At 64.0% G+C, this 19,440-nt stretch carries 15 protein-coding genes and 2 tRNA genes; 9 read left to right on the top strand and 8 right to left on the bottom strand.

From position 1 onward, the window contains the following. Positions 1-74 precede the first annotated feature (74 nt). The 4 genes from ACODTA_RS00375 (at position 75) to ACODTA_RS00360 (ending at position 2,121) form a co-directional block, all read left to right on the top strand. Positions 75-1,445: a M20/M25/M40 family metallo-hydrolase gene (locus ACODTA_RS00375; protein WP_489063691.1), complete on the top strand. Its 1,371-nt coding sequence runs from the start codon at positions 75-77 to the stop codon at positions 1,443-1,445. Between the two features lie 100 nt (positions 1,446-1,545). After that, on the top strand, positions 1,546-1,782 hold the full coding sequence (locus tag ACODTA_RS00370; protein ID WP_489063690.1) for a hypothetical protein: 237 nt from the start codon (positions 1,546-1,548) through the stop codon (positions 1,780-1,782). 159 nt (positions 1,783-1,941) lie between these two features. Beyond that, positions 1,942-2,016: transfer RNA gene (locus ACODTA_RS00365), tRNA-Ile, on the top strand. Positions 2,017-2,044: 28 nt separating this feature from the next. After that, positions 2,045-2,121, top strand: a tRNA-Pro gene (locus ACODTA_RS00360). A 77-nt stretch (positions 2,122-2,198) separates the two neighbouring features. Here the strand turns inward: ACODTA_RS00360 and ACODTA_RS00355 are convergent. The 4 genes from ACODTA_RS00355 to ACODTA_RS00340 form a co-directional block, all read right to left on the bottom strand. Then, a complete protein-coding gene (locus ACODTA_RS00355) occupies positions 2,199-3,050 on the bottom strand; it encodes a glycerophosphodiester phosphodiesterase family protein (RefSeq protein WP_489063689.1) in 852 nt (283 codons plus the stop codon). A 70-nt stretch (positions 3,051-3,120) separates the two neighbouring features. Further along, on the bottom strand, positions 3,121-6,285 hold the full coding sequence (locus ACODTA_RS00350) for a TonB-dependent receptor domain-containing protein (RefSeq protein ID WP_489063688.1): 3,165 nt from the start codon (positions 6,283-6,285) through the stop codon (positions 3,121-3,123). A 145-nt stretch (positions 6,286-6,430) separates the two neighbouring features. Beyond that, positions 6,431-7,396 carry a FecR family protein gene (locus ACODTA_RS00345; RefSeq protein ID WP_489063687.1) on the bottom strand — a complete coding sequence of 322 codons (966 nt, stop codon included), beginning with the start codon at positions 7,394-7,396 and terminating at the stop codon, positions 6,431-6,433. Then, complete coding sequence (locus tag ACODTA_RS00340; RefSeq protein WP_489063685.1) at positions 7,389-7,916, bottom strand: RNA polymerase sigma factor; 528 nt, start codon at positions 7,914-7,916, stop codon at positions 7,389-7,391. The genes ACODTA_RS00345 and ACODTA_RS00340 overlap by 8 nt, the downstream gene beginning before the upstream one ends. A 106-nt stretch (positions 7,917-8,022) precedes the next feature. Between ACODTA_RS00340 and ACODTA_RS00335 the strand changes: the two genes are divergently transcribed. Together ACODTA_RS00335 and ACODTA_RS00330 are read left to right on the top strand one after the other, a co-directional pair. Continuing rightward, positions 8,023-8,604, top strand: a complete 582-nt coding sequence (locus ACODTA_RS00335; protein ID WP_489063683.1) for an HD domain-containing protein — start codon at positions 8,023-8,025, stop codon at positions 8,602-8,604. Positions 8,605-8,668: 64 nt separating this feature from the next. Continuing rightward, positions 8,669-10,219, top strand: a complete 1,551-nt coding sequence (locus tag ACODTA_RS00330) for an amidase (RefSeq protein WP_489063682.1) — start codon at positions 8,669-8,671, stop codon at positions 10,217-10,219. Positions 10,220-10,225: 6 nt separating this feature from the next. Here ACODTA_RS00330 and ACODTA_RS00325 read toward each other — a convergent pair whose 3' ends face one another. From ACODTA_RS00325 to ACODTA_RS00315, 3 genes are read right to left on the bottom strand one after another with little or no spacing between them, the layout of a single operon-like run. Then, positions 10,226-10,780 (bottom strand): pseudouridine synthase, encoded by a 555-nt coding sequence (locus ACODTA_RS00325; RefSeq protein WP_489063680.1) that lies wholly within the window; start codon positions 10,778-10,780, stop codon positions 10,226-10,228. Positions 10,781-10,810: 30 nt separating this feature from the next. Further along, positions 10,811-11,887 carry a polysaccharide deacetylase family protein gene (locus ACODTA_RS00320; RefSeq protein WP_489063679.1) on the bottom strand — a complete coding sequence of 359 codons (1,077 nt, stop codon included), beginning with the start codon at positions 11,885-11,887 and terminating at the stop codon, positions 10,811-10,813. Then, the gene (locus ACODTA_RS00315; RefSeq protein ID WP_489063678.1) at positions 11,880-13,544 is read right to left on the bottom strand and encodes a sensor histidine kinase; all 1,665 of its coding nucleotides are present in this window, start codon (positions 13,542-13,544) and stop codon (positions 11,880-11,882) included. The genes ACODTA_RS00320 and ACODTA_RS00315 overlap by 8 nt, the downstream gene beginning before the upstream one ends. 174 nt (positions 13,545-13,718) lie before the next feature. Here ACODTA_RS00315 and ACODTA_RS00310 point away from each other — a divergent pair, with 174 nt between their 5' ends. Continuing rightward, a complete protein-coding gene (locus ACODTA_RS00310) occupies positions 13,719-14,204 on the top strand; it encodes an Lrp/AsnC family transcriptional regulator (RefSeq protein WP_489063676.1) in 486 nt (161 codons plus the stop codon). Between the two features lie 89 nt (positions 14,205-14,293). Here ACODTA_RS00310 and ACODTA_RS00305 read toward each other — a convergent pair whose 3' ends face one another. Next, positions 14,294-15,535 (bottom strand): hypothetical protein, encoded by a 1,242-nt coding sequence (locus ACODTA_RS00305; RefSeq protein ID WP_489063675.1) that lies wholly within the window; start codon positions 15,533-15,535, stop codon positions 14,294-14,296. A 192-nt stretch (positions 15,536-15,727) separates the two neighbouring features. Here ACODTA_RS00305 and yaaA point away from each other — a divergent pair, with 192 nt between their 5' ends. Then, positions 15,728-16,483 (top strand): peroxide stress protein YaaA, encoded by a 756-nt coding sequence (yaaA, locus tag ACODTA_RS00300; protein WP_489063674.1) that lies wholly within the window; start codon positions 15,728-15,730, stop codon positions 16,481-16,483. Positions 16,484-16,600: 117 nt separating this feature from the next. Continuing rightward, positions 16,601-19,345: a DNA gyrase subunit A gene (gyrA, locus tag ACODTA_RS00295; protein WP_489063672.1), complete on the top strand. Its 2,745-nt coding sequence runs from the start codon at positions 16,601-16,603 to the stop codon at positions 19,343-19,345. Positions 19,346-19,440 lie beyond the last annotated feature (95 nt).

Raw genomic sequence — 19,440 nt, 5'->3', positions numbered from 1 at the left:
GCGGACGCTAAAAGGCTTGGCAAACGCCCCCGCGCGGCTTGCATATCGGAACGCCCGGTTTACGAAACAAGCCCATGACAAAATCGATCGCACGCGCGCTCACAGCGCTTCTCGCCACCGCCATTGCCACGCCAGCCCTGTCGCAGCACGACGCCGCCGTGCTGCGCGACGACGCGCTGAAGGACGATATCGCCTGGGACATCACCGAAGGGCTCACAACGGAAATCGGCCCGCGCCAGGCCGGCACCGCGGCGGAGGCCCGTGCACGCGACTGGGGCAAGGCAAAGTTGGAAGCATTGGGTTTCCGCAACGTCCGCATCGAGACATGCGATATGCCGGTCTGGACGCGCGGCGAGGAAAGCGGCTCGATCGTCGCGCCCTTCCCCGCCAAATTGGCGCTCACCGCGCTTGGCAACAGCGGCGCAACGCCACCCAAGGGCATCGAAGCCGAAGTCACCTATTTCCCGACACTCGCCGACCTGGAGGCCGCGCCCGTGGGCAGCCTCACGGGCAAGATCGCCTTTGTCAGCCATGCGATGAAGCGCACGCAGGACGGGTCGAGCTATGGCTATTTCGGTCGCCTGCGCCGCAACGGCCCCGCCGTTGCCGCCGGCAAGGGCGCCATCGGCATCGTCATCCGGTCGATCGGCACCGACTATCACCGCAATCCGCATACGGGCGGAACCGTCTTCCCGGCGGGCACGAAGCCGATTCCGGCGGCGGCGCTCTCGATTCCCGACGCGGAAAATCTCGAACGCATCTTCAAGCGCGGCAAGCCTGTGCGGATGAAGTTGCTGCTGACCCCAATGCGCGTCGAAAAAGGCCAGTCGGGCAATGTGGTCGCCGAAGTGCCGGGCAGCGATCCCGGCGCCGGCATCATCACGATCGGCGGCCATCTCGACAGCTGGGATCTCGCCACGGGCGCGATCGACGACGCATCGGGCCTTGGCATTACCACGGCGGCGGCGAAGCGGATCATGGACGCGGGCCAGCCACGCCGCACGATCCGCGTCGTCTGGTTCGGCGCCGAGGAAGTGGGCGGCTGCGGTGGCCCCGATTATTTCGCGCGTCGCAAGGACGAACATCATGCGCTGACCGCCGAATCGGACTTCGGCGCGGACCGCATCTGGCGATTCGCGGTGAAGCTGCCCGACGCGGCGAAGCCTGTCGCCGATCGATTGGCGATCGCGCTCGCTCCTTTGGGCATCGGACGCAGCCTGGAGCCGGCCGGGGGCGGCGCGGATATCGCCCCCCTGGTGCGCGCGGGGGTGCCCGTGATCGACCTGGAACAGGACGGAACCCGCTATTTCGACGTGCATCACACGCCTGACGACACGCTCGACAAGGTGGACCCTGAACAGCTCCGGCAAAATGTCGCAGCATGGACCGCGATGCTGGCAATTACGGCCAATGCACCCGAGGAACTGGCACCCGTTAACCGTTAATCCTCAATTTGTCGTTGACCGTGCAGGATTCATCGTTATTTGGATCGGTCTCGCGACGGCGTTCGGGCCGGCCGCGAAAAATGCTATGGGAGCAAACCGAATGAAGAAGATGTCTTTCGTTCTCGCTGCCGCCGGCCTGATGACCCTGGCCGCCTGCGACAAGCCTGCTGAGAACGCTGTCGAGAACGCCGTCGAGAACGTCGAAGACGCCGCCGCCAACCTTGAAGACGCTGCCGGCAACACCACGCTCGACGCCGCCAACGGCGCCGCGAACGTTGCTGAGGGCGCCGCCAACGCGCTCGACAACGCGGCCGCGAACGTTTCCAGCGGTTCATAATTCAGTGCCTGCCCGCTCCGGCGGGCAGATACGAAAAGAACGGGCGATCCGTTATCGGGTCGTCCGTTTTTTATTGTCTACCAATTGATCAGAGAATCAAAGCACAGCCCCCCTTGCCAGCGCCTGCAATGCTCCGCTATCGCGGGCGCCGCACGCGGAGGGCCTGTAGCTCAATGGTAGAGCTGGCCGCTCATAACGGCTAGGTTGGGGGTTCGAATCCCTCCGGGCCCACCAGCGTGTAGGCCACGGAAACGGGGTCGGTCGGGGAGTGGCGCAGGCTGGTAGCGCACCTGGTTTGGGACCAGGGGGTCGCAGGTTCGAATCCTGTCTCCCCGACCAAGTTCTTCGGAAATATTGAGATCACGCATGCAGGCATGGCCTGCATGCCCCCGCGCACCGAACAGGGCTCTTCGTCGTTACCGTCGCAGCCCTGATTTCCGGAGGAAATCGATCAGCCTCGCCGGATCGTTGGTGAAGAGGGCATCAACGCCCAGATCGACATATTTCCGCCAGTCCTCCGCAGTATCGGCCACGTTGGAAAAGACGGTTATCCCGTTCTGCCGCAACGCGCTTATGCCTTCCTTATCGATATCGGCGTGGCCAAGCACGATACAGGTCGCATGATGCTGCCGCAGCATCGTCAGATATTCGCGTGTCAGCTTCGGCACGCCCAGCAGACAGGTGCGGATGCGCGGATTGATCACGTGCAAGGCATCGATTGTGCGAAAATCGAATGATTGCAGGATCAGCCTGTCTTCCAGGCCATGTTCGCGCACCGCCGCGTCGAGCAGCATGGCGAACTTGACCGGATCGACATCCGCACCCTTGGGAATCTTGGTTTCGGCGAAGAAGCGCGCTTCGCTGTCGCTGCCCCCCCTCAGCACCTCGTCCAGCGACGGAATGCGCGCACCCGGCACGGCGACAAAGCTCTTGCCGGCATAGGAGGGCCGCACGCCCGATCCGCAATCGAACCGCCTTATCTGCGCGAAACTGAGGCCACGTATCGGCCCAGGCATCACCTTGGCGCCGGGGTCGGGCTTGCAGACGTCCTGATTGATGTCCGCGTCATGATGAACCACGATCTTGTCATCGGCGGTCATCATCATGTCGAATTCCAGCACCTCTGCGCCGAGTTCGACCGCATGGCGCAGCGCAGGTACGGTATTTTCCGGCCGCAGCAGCGCTCCCCCTCGGTGCGCGATCACTGCGATCGATGCCGGGCGACTTTCCGCCTGCCCCGCCGGGGATGCGAACAGCATCATTGTCATCGCGATCCCCCCGGCCAGAAGCCGGGAGGACGAACCGGATAGCCGAGCGGCCTTCATCATCGCCGCCCCCTCAGAACTTGAAGTTGACGTTGGCGAAGACGTAACGGCCATAAACGTCGTAGACGCCGCCACCGCCCTGATAATAGGTGCGCGGCGCGTAAGGCGGTTTTACGTCAAAGAGGTTGTTCACCCCGACGCGCAAAGCGACGTTGTCGGTCATCTGCCAGCCGACATTGAGATCATTGTAGATCCGGCCCGGCAGCCGGTTACCCTCATAGGCTTCATCGGACACGTTGGTGTAGTTGAGCGCCTTGCCCCAGTAGCGCGTGTTGAAACCGATATCCCAATCGCCGATGTCATAGCGCGCGAACAGATTGGCGCGGATACGGGGGTTCTGATAGCCGCCGTCATAGACGATCACGCTGGAAGCGACGCCGGGCAACGTCGTGGTCTCGAATTTCAGGAGATAGCTGGCACGAAGCGCCAGATTGAGACGGCCTGCCCCCAGATTGCGCCGATAATTGGCGCCGATGTCGATGCCCTTGGCCTCCGATTCCGAGACATTCATGTAGCTGGTGTCGACACCCTCGGCATAGCCGCGCGAGTCACGTTCGATACGGTCGCAAAATTGATTGTCGATCGAGGGAAGATCGACGCACAGGTTCAATATGTCCTGCTGCGCGATCGCCGCGATCATGTTGCGGAGCTTGATGTTCCAGTAGTCGACGGTGAGGTCGAACCCAGGCAGGAAGCGGGGTTGCCAGACCAGACCGAAGGTGAGGCTGTCCGATGTTTCGGGCGTCACATCCGCGCTGCCGCCGGTGACGACGAAGCCGGTGCCGATCTCGCTCGGCAACGGCGAACCGACGCCGAGCTTACCCAGCAGTTCGGCGCAATTCTTCTGCCGCGTCGGATTCGCATTGTACGTTGGCTGCATGCAGGCGTCACGCACGCCGATCTGCTGCACCGCGCGCGAGGAATAGCGTTCTCCAAAATTCGGCACCCGGACGCTGTGCGACCGCACCGCGCGCAGCGTCAGTTCGCGCCGCGGCATCCAGGTGCCGCCGACCTTCCACGTATTCGTGGAATCGAAATCGCTGTAGTCCGAATAGCGATAGGCCCCCTCCACCGTCAGCCGGTGGACGAAGGGCAGATCCTTCAGCACCGGGACGACCAGTTCGCCATAGACTTCGGACACGCTGTTCGACGCCCGCAATTCGGGTTCGTAAGGCGCCCATGCGCCAAGGTGCGACAGTTCGTTGGCCGGCGGACGCGCACCATTGTCGTCGACATTGTGGATGCTTTCCTTGCGACGCTCGACGCCGAGCACGGCCTGCACCGGCCCGGCGGGCAGCGCGAAGGGGCTGCCCGCGATGTTGGCGCCATAGATGGTCTGCTTCTGCTCGCGATGCTTGCGGCGCGTCGCCATCATCCAGTTGCGTTGTTCCGGGGTGAGCGGATCTGTGCTGAAGATATTGAACGGCACGCAGCCGATCGCGCGGGCGGCGGCGCTGCGGCATACCGGCGCGCCCGTGACGGGATCGGCTATGACGTCACGCGCGGCGATGAAGCGCGACGCCATGGGGACATTGTCCGCATGGATGTCGTTGCTGCTCTTGCCATATTGCCAGAAGGCCTCCCATTCGAAGCCGCCTGGCAGTTTGCCCGAAAAGCTGTTGCCGACGGTCAGCGTCTGACGATCGCTGTAGTCCGTCATCTGCCCGAAATTCTCATAGCTGCGCCGCACAGCGGTCGATGTGAGTTTGTTGGCGACCATGAGTTGCCGAAACGACGCCGGCAAATAGGGATTGTCGAGATAGGCGGTCGCCCCACCCGCGCCGTTGAGCCAGGTCAGACGATCGTCGTCGCGATAAGGGCGGCGATAGGCATCGTAGCGCGAGCGCCCGTAATCGAAGCGGAAGTTATAGCTGACCCAATCAGCCAACTCGTAGTCGAAGCGCCCGATGAACGAAGCGTTTTCGATCGGCGCGATCAGGAAGTCGCTCCAATATTGGCTCTGCGGAAATCCGCCGTCACCGCCGTCGCGCGACGTGCCGCAGCCCGAGATACAGCCATTGGCATAACTGCCGAGCAATGCCGAGCCGTCGGGCTGCAGCAGATAGGTCTTGCCGCCGACAAAGATGTTCGCGACCGGCTGCAGATACATGTTGGTCATGTTGTAGCGAACGATCCGGTCCGGAATGCCGTCCGCGGGCCCGGTATTGGCCGGATTGGTCTGGTAGCTGAGGTTGGTGTCCTTCGAATAGCGCTGGTGGAAATAGATCGGGTCGTTCTTCATCCAGGTGCCGCCGATGACGATGGATCCGCGATTGTCCGCGAACCTGGTGCCGGCGACGAGCGAGACCTGCGACTTGCTGCCGCCGCCATGCTGGGTGGTGCCCGTCGTCGCGGACAGTTCGAAACCCTGGATGTTCTTGCGCGTGATGATGTTGGCGGCGCCCGTGACGGCATCCGCGCCATAGACCGCGGCGGCGCCGCCGGTGACGATCTCGATCCGTTCGATCATGCCTGACGGGATCATGTTGATATCGACGGCTGAGGAGGACGCCGCGCCCGACACGCGACGACGGCCATCGACCAGCGTCAGCGATCGGCTGACGCCCATATTGCGCAGCTCGATCGTGGCCATGCCGCCGTCATACTGGCCTTCGGGCGCGCTATTGTAAGGGCCGTTGCCTGGCCCCACCGCGATATCGCGCAGGATGGTTTCGTAGGCGGAGGTATTGCCCGCCCGCATCGCGGTTTCCATGTTGATGACGCCGATCGGCATCGCCGATTCCAGTTCCGGCCGCGCGATGCGCGATCCGGTGACGATCAGATCCGCTCCCTCGGCCGATGTGTCCGCGTCCGGTGCGGTGTCGGCGACATCGACGGCTGTGATTGCGGCCATCGGGACCGACGCAGGTTCCGGCCGAGCGGTCGCCCGCGCGATACGCGCCGGCTTCACCACGACGGTGGCGCCCACGATCGTCGCCGAGACCTTGCCTCCGGTAAGCTGCCGCAGCGCGGTTTCGGCGGTGAAGCGGCCATTGACCGCGCCGCTGCGCTGCTGGGAAAGCGTGGAGGTATCGGCGATGATCTGGAGACCGGTCACACGCGAATAGGATGACAGCGCCCTGGCGAGATCCTGGGCAGGAATCGAAAATGAATATACCGAATTGGCATTTCCTTGCGCCACGGCCGGCTGTGCCAGTACCATGGCGGACGTCGCCATCAAAATTGTCGAAAATCCGTTTCTTGAAATCGTCACGACACCCCCCCGTTCAGGATAGCTTTCGGGGGCTAAGTTCCTTTCGAAGACAATAACCCGACAAATTTTTTTAGTTTCAGATACTCTCCATATTTGTGACGATATTATTTCATTCGAGAGTGATACTCACCGCCGTCTCGCGCAGATGCACGCCATATGCCACCTCAATCGCGCGCAGCGTATCCTGCACCGCCTGAACCCGGAAACGCCCGGTGATGCCGCGCCGCGCCAGATCAGGACGGCGGATCAGGATGGGCTTGGCGGAGTAACGGTTCAGCTTGTCGATCAGTGTGGCGAGCGGAACGTCCGACGCCTCGAACCAACCTGTCTTCCATTCCGGCCCCTGCTGACCGGGATCGATCCGCGACATCGTCAGGCGGGTGCCGTCCATATGCCCTGCCTTGCCCTTGTCGATCGGCACCAGCCTGCCGTTGCGCGGGCCAAGGCCGACCCGGCCGCGAAACACCTCGACGACGGTGCTGACATCGCTCTGGCGATCAACATTGAAGGCGGTGCCGAGCACCTTCACCTCATTGGCACCGCTTGCCACCCGGAACGGGCGCCAGCGTTCATGCCGGACGTCGAAATAGGCCTCGCCACGCACCAGCGTCACCGTTCGCGACAGGGCACCATATTCCGCCGCGATCTCGGCATCGGGGCCAAGATCGACGCGGCTGCCGTCCGCGAGCGTGAAGCTTGCCCCTGCTCCCTTGGCCGTCGACAGGCGTTGAGGAGCGCCCGTCGTCAGCCAGAGCGGAACAGCGGCGGCGATCGCGGCCGCGAGGCCGATGCCACCACCCAGCAGCCAAACGCGGCCGCGCGGCGCGAGCGGCGATGCTTCCGCCACCTGCACTTCCACCGACGCATCATCCACCATCAATTCGGGATCGTTCAGCGCCGCTTCCAGCACCGACGAATCCCACAGCGCCTGAAGGCGCGCGAACGCGTCGCCATGGCGCGGATCCGCACCGATCCAGGCATCGAACCGGGTGCTCTGCGCGGTATCGACGGCAGGCCGATTGATCTGCTCGATCCAGTAAGCGGCATCCTTCGCGATGCGCTCTTCGTCACTCATGCAGGTCGCGCCGATCGAGGGCGTCGTTCAGGTCCCGCAATCCCCTCGTGATATGTTTTTCCACCGCTTTCGTGCTCATGTTCAGCGCCTGCGCGATCGTCGCGCAGGATTCTCCCCTTATGCGCCTGCGCACAAGCACTTCGCGCCGCAGCCTGGGCATGCGGCGCAGGATCCGCGACACCAGCGCCACATCCTGCCGCACCGCGACCATATGGTCGGGCAAGGGATCGTCGCTGGCATGGCTTTCCGCGATTTCATCCTCACTCATGCGCGCCGCCGCCCGATGATGCTTCAGCAGGAGCTTGCCGGCGATCCGGAAGCCCAGCCCATAGATCGTCGCGATCTGATTGGTCCGGCCATATTCGATCAGGCTCGCCACCGTTTCCTGTGCGATATCGTCCGCCAGGTCATGCCGGCCGGTTCGACCGAGCACATAATTCCGTATGGCACCGCGAACCCGCGACCAGTCGACATCGCGGGCGGCCTGCTGAAACGGTTGAGGGGAAAGAGAACCGGTCATGGATTCGCGCCTGTAGGACGCCCGCTAGCCAGCGAATGTGACGCGCGCGTGAAGCGATGTATGAAATGCCGGTTCGGATTTTGGTCCGGCAGAACAAGGGGGACGCATGCAACTCGACGAATCCCTGGACAGGCTGCACCTTCCCCACCCCGTCACTTCCGCCTGGATCGCGCAGCTTTCCGAGCCTCATCGCCATTATCACACGCTCGCCCATGTCATGTACATGCTGGCGCACCTGCCGGATGCCGAAGCGAGCCATGAGATGATCGCGGCAATCTGGTTGCACGACATCGTCTATGATCCACACGCCGCGAACAATGAGGAAGCATCGGCCGAACAGGCGCTGAGGGACCTGTCAGCGACCGATATCGAGGCACCGCTGGTGGCCACGCTGATCATGGGCACGAAGCGGCATGAGCCGGGGTCGGACGCGCAGAATCTGCTCAACGATCTCGATCTCGGCATCTTTGGTGCATCACGGGGCGACTATGCGCGCTATTCCGATCAGATTCGGCACGAATATGGCTTCGTACCCGACGATATCTACCGCCCCAACCGTGCGCTCGTGTTGGAACGGTTCGATGCGATGCGGATCTTCCGCACCCCCGGCTTCACCGAGCGCGAGGCCGATGCGCACGCCAATCTGCGATGGGAGATCGCGATGTTGCGTAACGTATCCGCGCGCTGAATGGGGTTTGCCGCGCCGCACATCGAATGGCATCAATTCCTCCGCTGAGATTGGGGGAATCGCGATGGCGGATTTGGACGATTCGAATGCTGCACTGAGCAGGCGCGCCTTTTGCGGGCTGGCGGGCGGCTCGATCGCCGCAATGGGTTATGCCGCGCCGGCGACCGCGACGAAGACCGCGACGAGCGAACTCGTCATGATGGACGCGACCACGCTCGCGGCGACGATCCGGGCACGGCGGACATCCTGTACCGAGGTGATGACCGCGTTTCTCGATCATATCGATCGGCACAACCCTATGGTGAATGCGATCGTCGCGCGACAGGATCGGGCGATGCTGATGGCGGAGGCCGGCAGGCAGGACGATCTGGCAAGGCGCGGCGAATGGCTGGGCGCGCTTCACGGCTTTCCGCACGCAGTGAAGGATCTCCAGCCGGTCAAGGGCATCGTGTCGACGCGTGGTTCGCAGATCTTCCGTGATCATGTGCCCGCCGCCGACGGACTGATGGTGGAGCGGCTCCGCCGTGCGGGCGCGATCTTCATCGGCAAGACCAACGTGCCCGAATTCGGCCTGGGATCGCATAGCTACAACGCCGTCTACGGCACCACCCGCAATCCGTACGACACGACGCGGTCCGCCGGCGGCAGCAGCGGTGGCGCGGGCGCGGCGCTGGCGATGCGCATGCTGCCCGTCGCGGACGGCAGTGATTTCGGCGGCAGCCTGCGCAATCCGGCGGCCTGGAACAATGTGATCGGCTTTCGCACCGGGTTCGGCCGCGTCGCGACCTCGGGCGACGATGTCTGGTTCCCGGGAATGAGCGTGCTCGGCCCAATGGCGCGTACGATTCCCGACCTTGCACTGCTGCTGAAAGTCCAGAGCGGACACGAGGATCGTGCGCCACTTTCGATGGAAGGAGACAGCCTGGATTTGACCGGTGGGCTCGCCGCTGATCCCAAAGGCAAGCGGGTCGGCTGGCTCGGCGATTTCGGTGGCGCGGTTCCCACCGAACCGGCAGTACTGGCGCAATGCGGCGAAGCGCTGAAGGCGTTGGCGGCGATGGGCTGCACGATCGAGGATGCCGTACCGGACATGTCGATCGAACCGGTCTGGCAAGCGCAACTGAAATTGCGAGCCTGGCTGGCCGGCGGCGGCATCGCCGATCTGTATGCGGTGCCTGAAACGCGCAGGCAGATGAAACCGGAAGCGATCTACGAGGTCGAAAACGGGCTGAAACTGTCTGCCTTCGATCTTCGCGCAGCATCGGTGGTTCGCAGCCAATGGTATAACGCGGTGCGCAAACTGTTCGCCCGATATGACTATTTGATCGCGCCGGCGACACAGGTTGTGCCGTTCGATGCGAAGCTCGACTGGCCCCACGAGATCAACGGGCAAACGATGCGCAGCTATCACGAATGGCAGAAGGGCAATTTCCTGATCACCATGTCGGGATGCCCTTCGTTGGCCGTGCCGGCAGGATTCACCATCAACGGGCTGCCCGTCGGCATCCAGATCGTGGCGCCGGTGACGCATGAGCTTGCCTGCCTTCAGCTTGGCCATGCCTATATGCAGGCGAACGACTGGACGGCGAAGCGGCTTCCCCCGCAACTGGCCTGAGCCGTATCAGCCCTTCGCAACGGCGTTTTGCCACTCGCCGGGCGCCACGCCATCCAGCGTCCAGTCGCCGATGCGCCAGCGCACAAGTCGGAGCGTGGGATAACCGATAGCGGCGGTCATGCGGCGTACCTGACGGTTGCGGCCTTCACGGATCGTCAGGCTGATCCAGCGATCCGGCACGCTCTTGCGGAAGCGCACCGGAGGATCGCGCGGCCAGAGCGCCGGATCGTCGATGCATTCGGCCTCCGCAGGTCGGGCCGGGCCGTCATTGAGCGTCACGCCACGCCTTAGCGGTTCGAGAGCAGCGTCGTCCGGATCGCCCTCCACCTGGACGAGATAGGTCTTGGGCAGTTTGAACCGTGGATCAGCGATGCGGGCCTGAAGCCTGCCGTCATCGGTGAGGAGCAGCAGCCCCTCGCTGTCACGGTCGAGCCGTCCGGCCGGATAAACGCCCGGCACGTCCACGAAATCGGACAAGGTTGCTCGCGCACCCTCGGTTCCGCGATCGGTGAATTGCGAGAGCACACCATAGGGTTTGTTGAACAGGATCAGCCGCGCCATCGCGCGCTTTCGGGAATCATGAAGATCGGTTCAGCGCGCGCCCGCACGCTTCCGCCAGGCGGCCGCGACGATCTCGTCCAGCCCGGTCGGCCGGATGCCCAGCTTCGTGAACTCGGCGAACACCGCATCCCACCAGGCGTAAAACTCCCTGAGGTCGGCGGCATCGCGGACATAGGGAGTATAACCGGCCTCCAGGGACGGCGAATGAAAGGACAGGCTGAAGATATCGAGCCCCTCCCCCGCCAGCACGCGGATCGCCTCGCACGCCTCACGCTTGCCATAGCCTTCGGGCGTCAGGGGCACGCGCGTGAACATACCGGTGCGCGACAATATGCCCTCGCCGTGCGGCAGGATCTGGCTGAGCCGGTGCAATGAACGCCCGAAGACGCGCAGATGGCCTATGAAGGCGGCGGTCAGCGGCACTTCGAGCAACGTCCCCTTGGGCCCTGCCCAGAAAGGCTCCAGCCCGAAGCCAATGAAATCCGGCCCGCCCTCACCATGATAGCGGAACAGGCTGCGCACCGAAACGTCGAGCCGATAACCGAGTGACTCCAGGATCGCGGCGCTGTTGGGGCCGATGCCGTAGCGGCCGGCACGATAGATGTCCGGCCGCTTGCCGAAACGCTCGGCGATGCGCTCGGTCAGCGCCACGATCTTCGCGCGTTCGAGCGCGGGCGGAAGATTGCCGCAAAAGCTGTTGCGCGGCGTCAATTCCTCCTCGAACGGCGGATTGACCCAGGTGTGAAGCTGCGTGCCGATCGAGCAGGCGCCGCTTTCGAGCCATGGCCCCATGATGGCAACAGCCTCGTCACTGTCGGCGATGGGATGATCGACAACATAACAAGGCGCGACACCGTTCGCCTCGAACATCGCCTGGCCTTCGGGGAGCGCACGCACCGTCTCGGTCGCGACGTTCTCGCGCGCCAGCGGCTTGGTCCAGTCGAACTCCTCCTCGGTGTCGCACACGACGAAGAAGCGCCGGCCGAAATCGGCGGCGAGCGGTGCATGCGCCGAAGCGGGCGGCGGCACGTCGATCCGCACACCCCGATCCGCGACATTGCTTTCGACATTCCCGGCAAGCTGCGGCTCGGCGATCGCGTCAGCCACTATTTTCCCCCTTTGCCGGCGTACCGATCGCACCGGGCAGGACAAGCGCAAAGCTGTCCGCTCCGATCACGAATTGCCCGCCTGCGGCAAGCGCCAGGTTGCGCACCAGACGCAGCGCGAAGCCGAGGCCGAGCAGCGGCGCTTCCGGCCAGTCGCCGTCCGGACTGTAGCCCGGATCGAGCAGCGCGCGTTCGTCCTGTTCACCCAATGCGCGCGGGCGCCCGATCCTGAGCGCGACCTGAGAAGTTTCGGGCTCCAGCTTCACGCTGAGCGCCTCCCCCGATGCGGTGACCGCGATCACCGCCGCCAGCAGGCGCGAGAACATGCGCTCGAGCGCCGACGGGTCCACCGACAAGGCCGGCAGGCCGCGCGCAACGCTCACGCGCAGGTGAACGCCGCGATCATCGGTGAGCGGAGCGAGCTCCCCACAGACGCGCTGAAGCAAAGCCGCACCATCGACCCGCGCGCGCTCCAGCCGCAGCGCGTTGCTATCGACCCGCGCGGCGGTGTCGAGATCGTCCACGGCACCAAGCAGGCGCCGCGCTTCTCCCAATATCTCGATCGCCTTCGACCGATAATCCTGTGCGGCGGGACCGAGCATCTGCCGATCGATCATCTCGGCGAAACCGAGGATCGCATTGAGCGGCGTACGCAGTTCATGGACAAGCTGGCGCAGCGACTCAGGCGGCAGCGCCGATCCATAAAGGCCAGTGCCGCCGGGCACGCGCGCGACCTCGTCGATGCGTGGGCGACGGGCGGTGCCGCGATAGCCGGTGAAGCGACCGTCCTTATGATTGAAGAAGGGGACAGCGGAAATTCGCCATTCGCCGGAGGATGCTCCACCGCCCGCGACTGACAACCGCGCATCGCGAAACGGTGCGCGCCGACGATAGGCGCCCGCGACATGGCCATCGACGCCATGATCATGCGCATCGGCCACGGCCGCGATCGAAATGCCGATCAGCGGCTCACGCGGTGCGCCTTCGATCCAGGTGACGATGCCATCCGATCCGGTTTCGAACCGGAAGGCCTCCGCCTGCGCCACATCAACGCTTGGTCCGGCCTCCGCCGCCGGAAGCGGACGTTCGCGGCGATAAGCAGCGATACGATCGACCAGTTCGCGGATCTGTACCCCCCCGGTCAACGGATCCGGTTCGGGGGGACCATCCGGCGCGGCGACAGGATCCGCATGGGCCTCGGCTTCAACAACAGCTTCGGCCGACGGGCCGGCGATGACCATGTCGGCGGCGCCGAAGCTGGCCAGCGCATGCTCCACCGCGGGGGCCAGATCGGTGCGATGCCGCAGCAGCGCACGCACGGGCGGCGGCAGTCCAGGCAATAGCGCGGTCCATTGATCGACATCGAATCGCACGGCGCGCGCAAGCGGCGCCGCGATGCCGGCACCATCCTCCGCGAAAAAGGCGAACAGCGCGGGCGGGATCCTGCGACCGGCGAGCGCACGCGCGGTCTGCGCTCGGTCGGAGGCCGGAACCCCGCCGCGCCAGGCACGCAGCGTACCATACACGGTATCAACCTGATCATGATCGGTGCGGGACTGAGCGACCAGATCGACAAGCTGGCGCCAGGCGACGCGGCGTGCCTCCGGCGTCGCGCCCGATCGCGCAATCACCGTTGCCGCCATGTCGTCGAACCGCAAAGCGCTCGCTCCTCGCATTGCCGGGCCCCATTTCGCGGCCCGCTGCCAAGGTGGATAGCCAAGGGGAGGGTTCAGGGGAAGCTAGGAAAAAGCTGCCGTTGCAATGTGGGACAATTGCAATGGTCCGTAATTAAATTATACACTGGCGCCTATACCGGAATGGAAGTTCTTCTGATGGCGCAATTATCCATCGACGATCTCGATCGTCAGATTCTCGCCCTGCTTCAGGGCGACGGACGCATGACGAATGTCGAACTCGCATCGCGCATCGGGCTCACCGCCCCGCCCTGCCTGCGGCGTGTCCGCAGCCTGGAAGATGCCGGGGTGATCCAGGGCTATAATGCCCGGCTCGATCAGGCGGCGCTGGGCTATGGCATCACCATCTTCGCGATGGTGAGCTTGCGCAGCCAGGCGGAGGCCGATCTGCAGGCGTTCGAGAATCATGTCGCGGACCTGCCCGAGGTGCGCGAATGCTATATGCTCAACGGCGAGATCGATTTCCTGCTCAAGATTGTCGCGCGCGACCTCCAGAGCTTCCAGAATTTCCTGACCTCCAAGCTCACCCCGGCGCCCAACGTGATCAGCGTGAAGACCTCGCTGACCATCCGCCGCTCCAAATACGAGCCCGGTGTTCCCTTCGACGATGTCGACCTGCCCTGAGGGCGGATGCGCGCATTGTCCGCTTGAACGACAGGCACGAAAAAGGGGGCGGTGCATGAAGCACCGCCCCCTTTTCATGTGAGGACGACTCAGGCGGCCTTGTCGATCCAGGCCGACCAATATTGCGCGATACCGGCACGCGGCGAGCCCTGCACCTTGGCGAAGGCGGCCTTGGCGGCATCCTTCTGACCCTGGCGCGCCAGCGCGATGCCGAGGCGGGTGTTGACCTCGTCGGCGTCGACACCGCCCTTCTGCAAAGCCAGCTCGTACAAAGTCACCGCCTTCGCATAGTCGCCATAGCCGAGATAGGCATTGGCAACGCCCGCCGCACTGACGCCATTGGCGGCGCTGGCCGCGCTCTTCTCTTCGGCGGCGAGCGAAGTCCGGTCGCCCGCGACCTTGGCGGTTACTTCCTTGTGAAGCTCGTTGACATCGGGGCTGTTGCCCGGCGACTTGCTCGCCTTCAGGTGGTCGAGCACCAGCTTCGCCTCGCCCGGCAGGCCCGCGCGGCTCGCCAGATAGGCATATTCATAGTGGTCCTTCTCGCCGGCGAGCGAATCGGACGCGAGCATCAGGCGATAAAGATCGATCAGCGGCTTGTCCGTCGGGTTCTGGCTGTCGCGGAACACGATCAGGGCGGTGCGCCAGTTCTCGGGCGACGGATAGGCCTTCACATGCATCACCGTCCAGCGGGTGACCTCATTGTTCAGCTTGCCCTTGAACGCCTGACCGAAACCGAACTTGTACCAGTCCTCAGGCGCCTTCTTGCCCGTGGCTTCCTCAGCCTGGATCGCCTTTTCAAGCGTGGCCAGAACCTGCTGGTACTTGCCGGTATCCGCGTAGATCTTGGCCTGGCTCAAATAGAGGTCGGTGGTCGCATAATTGGCGGCGGCGGCAGCCGCATATTCGGCCTCTGCCTTTGCGTAATCCTTGCGATCCGACGCGAATTTGCCGGCGAAGAAGTGATATTTGCCGACGTCGGCGGCTGGAAGCAGGCCAGTGCCGAGCATGGCGATGATCGCCTTCTCCTGGGCGGCGGTGTTCTGCGTCTTGGTGCCGACATCCAGTCGATACTGGTTAAGCGTGTAGACTTCCTCGGGCGTCTTCGCGGCGGGCTCGGCCGCGTCGATGGCGGCCATGGTGCCAGCCCAATCCTGCGCCTTGTAGACCTTGTCGATAGGGCCTGCAGCCTCGCGGAATTCCTTGCTGAGCTTCAGCGGCGCGGGCTTCTCTTCCTTGGGCTTCTTCTGCGCCTGCGCGGGAACCGCCGCCATCGACACGGAGCCCAGCGCGAACACAACTCCCAGCGCCGTCTTCGTTACCAGTTTCATTGATCGTTTCTCCATCTAGATCATGGCCGCGCCGTCACCGCGCGTTCGCCACGCTGCCTAATCCCGCCGGCCTTGCGGCACAAGCCTTGCAACTGCTCATTCCTCTTGCGGTTCCGGCGCTTAATCGCGGTTGAACGCGGTTGCGCGCTATCACTTTGACGTGGCGGACGCCGATGGTCTACGCGGCGCGCAATGTTGGCCTTCCTCTCCCCCGCGAAATCGCTCGACTATGGCTCTGAAATCCCGGCCTTTGCCGCGACGAGCCCGCGCTTCGAATCGGAATCGGCGATTCTCGCCGACGCTGCCGCCACGCTTTCGGCGCAGCGCCTGATGGCGATCATGGATATTTCCGAGAATCTCGCGGTGCTCAACGCTGAGCGCTATGCGAACTTCGCCAACCTGCCGACGCGGCCGGCCATCTATGCCTTCGCCGGGGACGTCTATGTTGGATTCGAAGCGCGAACGTTGGACGAGGGCGCGATCCGTTTCGCCCAGGATCATGTCCGTATCCTTTCCGGCCTCTACGGCCTGCTGCGCCCCCTCGACGCAATCCGTCCCTATCGGCTCGAGATGGGTACGCGCTGGGCGCCGGCCAGCGGCGACCTTTACGGCTTCTGGGGGCAGCGGATCGCCGATCTCGCGGCGGCCGACCTGAATGCGGAAGGATCGGACACGATCGTCAATCTCGCCAGCCGCGAATATTGGGGCGCGGTGGAAGGGCGGCTGGATCCCGCAATCCGCGTCATCACCATCGATTTCCGCGAGGAAGGCCCGGCCGGGCTGCGTTTCAACAGTTTCGCGGCCAAGCGCGCGCGCGGCATGATGGCCCGCTTCATCTGCGAACATCATCACCGCGACGTCGAAGCGCTCAAGACGTTCGACACCGACGGCTATCGGTACGAGCCCGAGGGCAGCGACGAGACGCTCTGGCGCTTCATCCGCCGCTGAGATCGCATCGAAACTTTCATGCGCGCGCGTACGTGCGCACGCGCGCGAGGGGTGGCGCTGCCCTTGCCCATGGGCTAGGACGTGTCATCGACACGAAACAAATCTGAAAGCACCAAATTGAGCACCGACGAGACCGTCCTCGCCGACCCTTCGGACATTACCCCGATCAACATCGTCGATGAGATGAAGTCGAGCTATCTCGACTATGCGATGTCGGTGATCGTCAGCCGCGCGCTGCCCGACGTGCGCGACGGCCTGAAGCCCGTGCACCGCCGTATCCTCTATGCCTGCCAGGAAGCGGGCTATGTCGCCGGCCGCCCCTATCGCAAGTGCAGCCGCATCGTCGGTGACGTCATGGGTAAATATCACCCGCACGGCGACAGCGCGATCTACATGGCGCTCGCGCGCCTGGCGCAGGACTGGTCGATGCGCGTGATGCTGATCGACGGCCAGGGCAATTTCGGATCGATGGATCCCGACGAGCCGGCGGCGATGCGGTACACCGAGGCGCGCCTGGCCAAGGTCACCAATTACCTGCTCGAGGATCTCGACAAGGACACGGTCGATTTCACGCCGAACTATGACGCGTCGGAAACCGAGCCGCAGGTGCTGCCCGCGCGTTTCCCCAATCTGCTGGTCAACGGCGCCGGCGGCATCGCCGTCGGCATGGCGACCAACATCCCGCCGCACAATCTGGGCGAAGTCATCGATGCCTGCCTCGCCTATATCGATCGCGGCGTGCTCGGCGGTGAAGAAGTCACCGTCGACGATCTGATCCAGATCGTGCCCGGCCCCGATTTCCCGACCGGCGCATTGATCCTGGGCCAGCACGGCGCCCGCTCCGCCTATCATACCGGGCGTGGCTCGATCATCATGCGCTCCAGGCACGTCGTCGAGGAAGGCCGCGGCGACCGCCGGTCGATCGTGCTCACCGAAATCCCCTATCAGACCGGCAAGAACAATCTGGTCGAGAAGATCGCCGAGGCCGCCAAGGACAAGCGGATCGAGGGCATTTCGGACATTCGCGACGAATCCAACCGTCTGGGCGTCCGCATCGTCATCGATCTGAAGCGCGATGCGACGCCCGATGTCGTGCTCAATCAGCTTTGGCGCCACACCCCGGCGCAGACCAGCTTCCCGGCCAATATGCTCGCCATTCGGGGCGGCCGCCCCGAATTGCTGAACCTGCGCGACATCATCGAAGCCTTCGTCACCTTCCGTGAAGAAGTCATCACCCGACGCTCGAAGTTCGAGCTGATGAAAGCGCGCGAACGCGCGCACCTGTTGCTCGGCCTGGTCATCGCGGTCAGCAATCTGGACGAGGTCGTCCGCATCATCCGGGGTTCGTCGAGCCCCGCCGAGGCGCGCGCGGCATTGCTTGCGCGCGAATGGCCGGTGGCGGAGATCGCCGGCTATATCCGACTGGTCGAAGCCGTCGAACATGAAGTCGAGGGTGATACGTACAAGCTGTCCGAGCTCCAGGTCCGCGCGATCCTCGATCTGCGCCTACACCGGCTGACGGCGCTTGGCCGCGATGAAATCGGCAACGAACTGAAGATCCTCGCCGACAGCATCGCCGAACTGCTCGCGATCCTGGCGGATCGCATCAAGCTGTACGGCGTGATGCGCGACGAGATCCAGGCGGTCCGCGACGAATTCGCGACGCCGCGCCGGACGCAGATCGCCCCCGCCGCCGACGGCATCGACGACGAAGACCTGATCGAACGTGAAGAGATGGTCGTCACCGTCACCATGGGTGGCTATATCAAGCGCACCAGCCTCGACACCTTCCGTGCGCAGAAGCGTGGCGGCAAGGGCCGCGCGGGCATGGCGACCAAGGACGAGGATGCGATCACCGAGCTGTTCGTGACCTCCACCCACACACCGGTGCTGTTCTTCTCGACGCACGGCAAGGTCTATCGCATGAAGGTGTGGCGTCTGCCCGAAGGCGCCCCCGCCACGCGCGGCCGATCGATGAACAATTTGCTGCCACTAGCCGAAGGCGAGACGATCTCGACCGTGCTGGCGTTGCCCGAGGACGAAAAGGAGTGGAGCAAGCTCCACGTCATCTTCGCGACCGCGCATGGCGGCGTGCGCCGCAACAGCATGGATTCCTTCTCCAACGTGCCGACCAACGGCAAGTTCGCGATGCGCTTCGACGAAGACGCGACCGACCGGCTGATCGGCGTCGCGCTGCTGACCGAGGAGGATGACGTCCTGCTCGCCACCCGCCAGGGCAAGGCGATCCGGTTCGAGGCGACCGCGGTGCGCGAATTCCAGAGCCGCACTTCGACCGGCGTGCGCGGCATCACGCTGAAGGACGATGACGAGGTGATCTCGCTGTCGATCCTGCGTGGATCCGACGCCACCACCGAGGAGCGCGAGGCCTATCTGCGCGCGGCGCCGTGGAAGGATAACGAGAACGAACCGACGCTGGCGCCCGAGCGCATGAAACAGCTTGAGGACGCGGAGGAGTTCATCCTGACCGTCTGCGCCAACGGTTATGGCAAGCGCAGTTCCGCCTATGAATATCGCCGCACCAATCGCGGTGGCCAGGGCATCACCAATATCGACAATATCCGCCGCAACGGCCCCGTCGTCGCCAGCTTCCCCGCGCATGCGCACGAACAGCTCATGCTCGTCACCGACCAGGCCAAGCTGATCCGCATGGGGCTGGACACGCTGCGCGTGATCGGCCGTGGCAGCGCGGGCGTCCGCCTGTTCAACGTTTCCGACAATGAGCATGTCGTGAGCGCCGCGAAGATCGAGGAAAGCGACGACGAGGCCGAAGCCGACGCAGAGGCGACCGACGCAACCGGCGAAGTCGAGAGCGGCACCCCCGAAGTGCCTGCCGGCGAATAACCGGCAGGCCGCCACCCAGGCCGCGTTAACCCATCGTCTTTCCGGAAAATTAAGCGTCACCGGCTAAGGCCGGCGCATGGTGCGCTGCCGGCAAT

The organism is Sphingomonas sp. FG14 (assembly GCF_057809675.1).
Note: the sequence above shows the minus strand (reverse complement) of the source record. Positions and strands in the feature narration are given on the sequence as shown.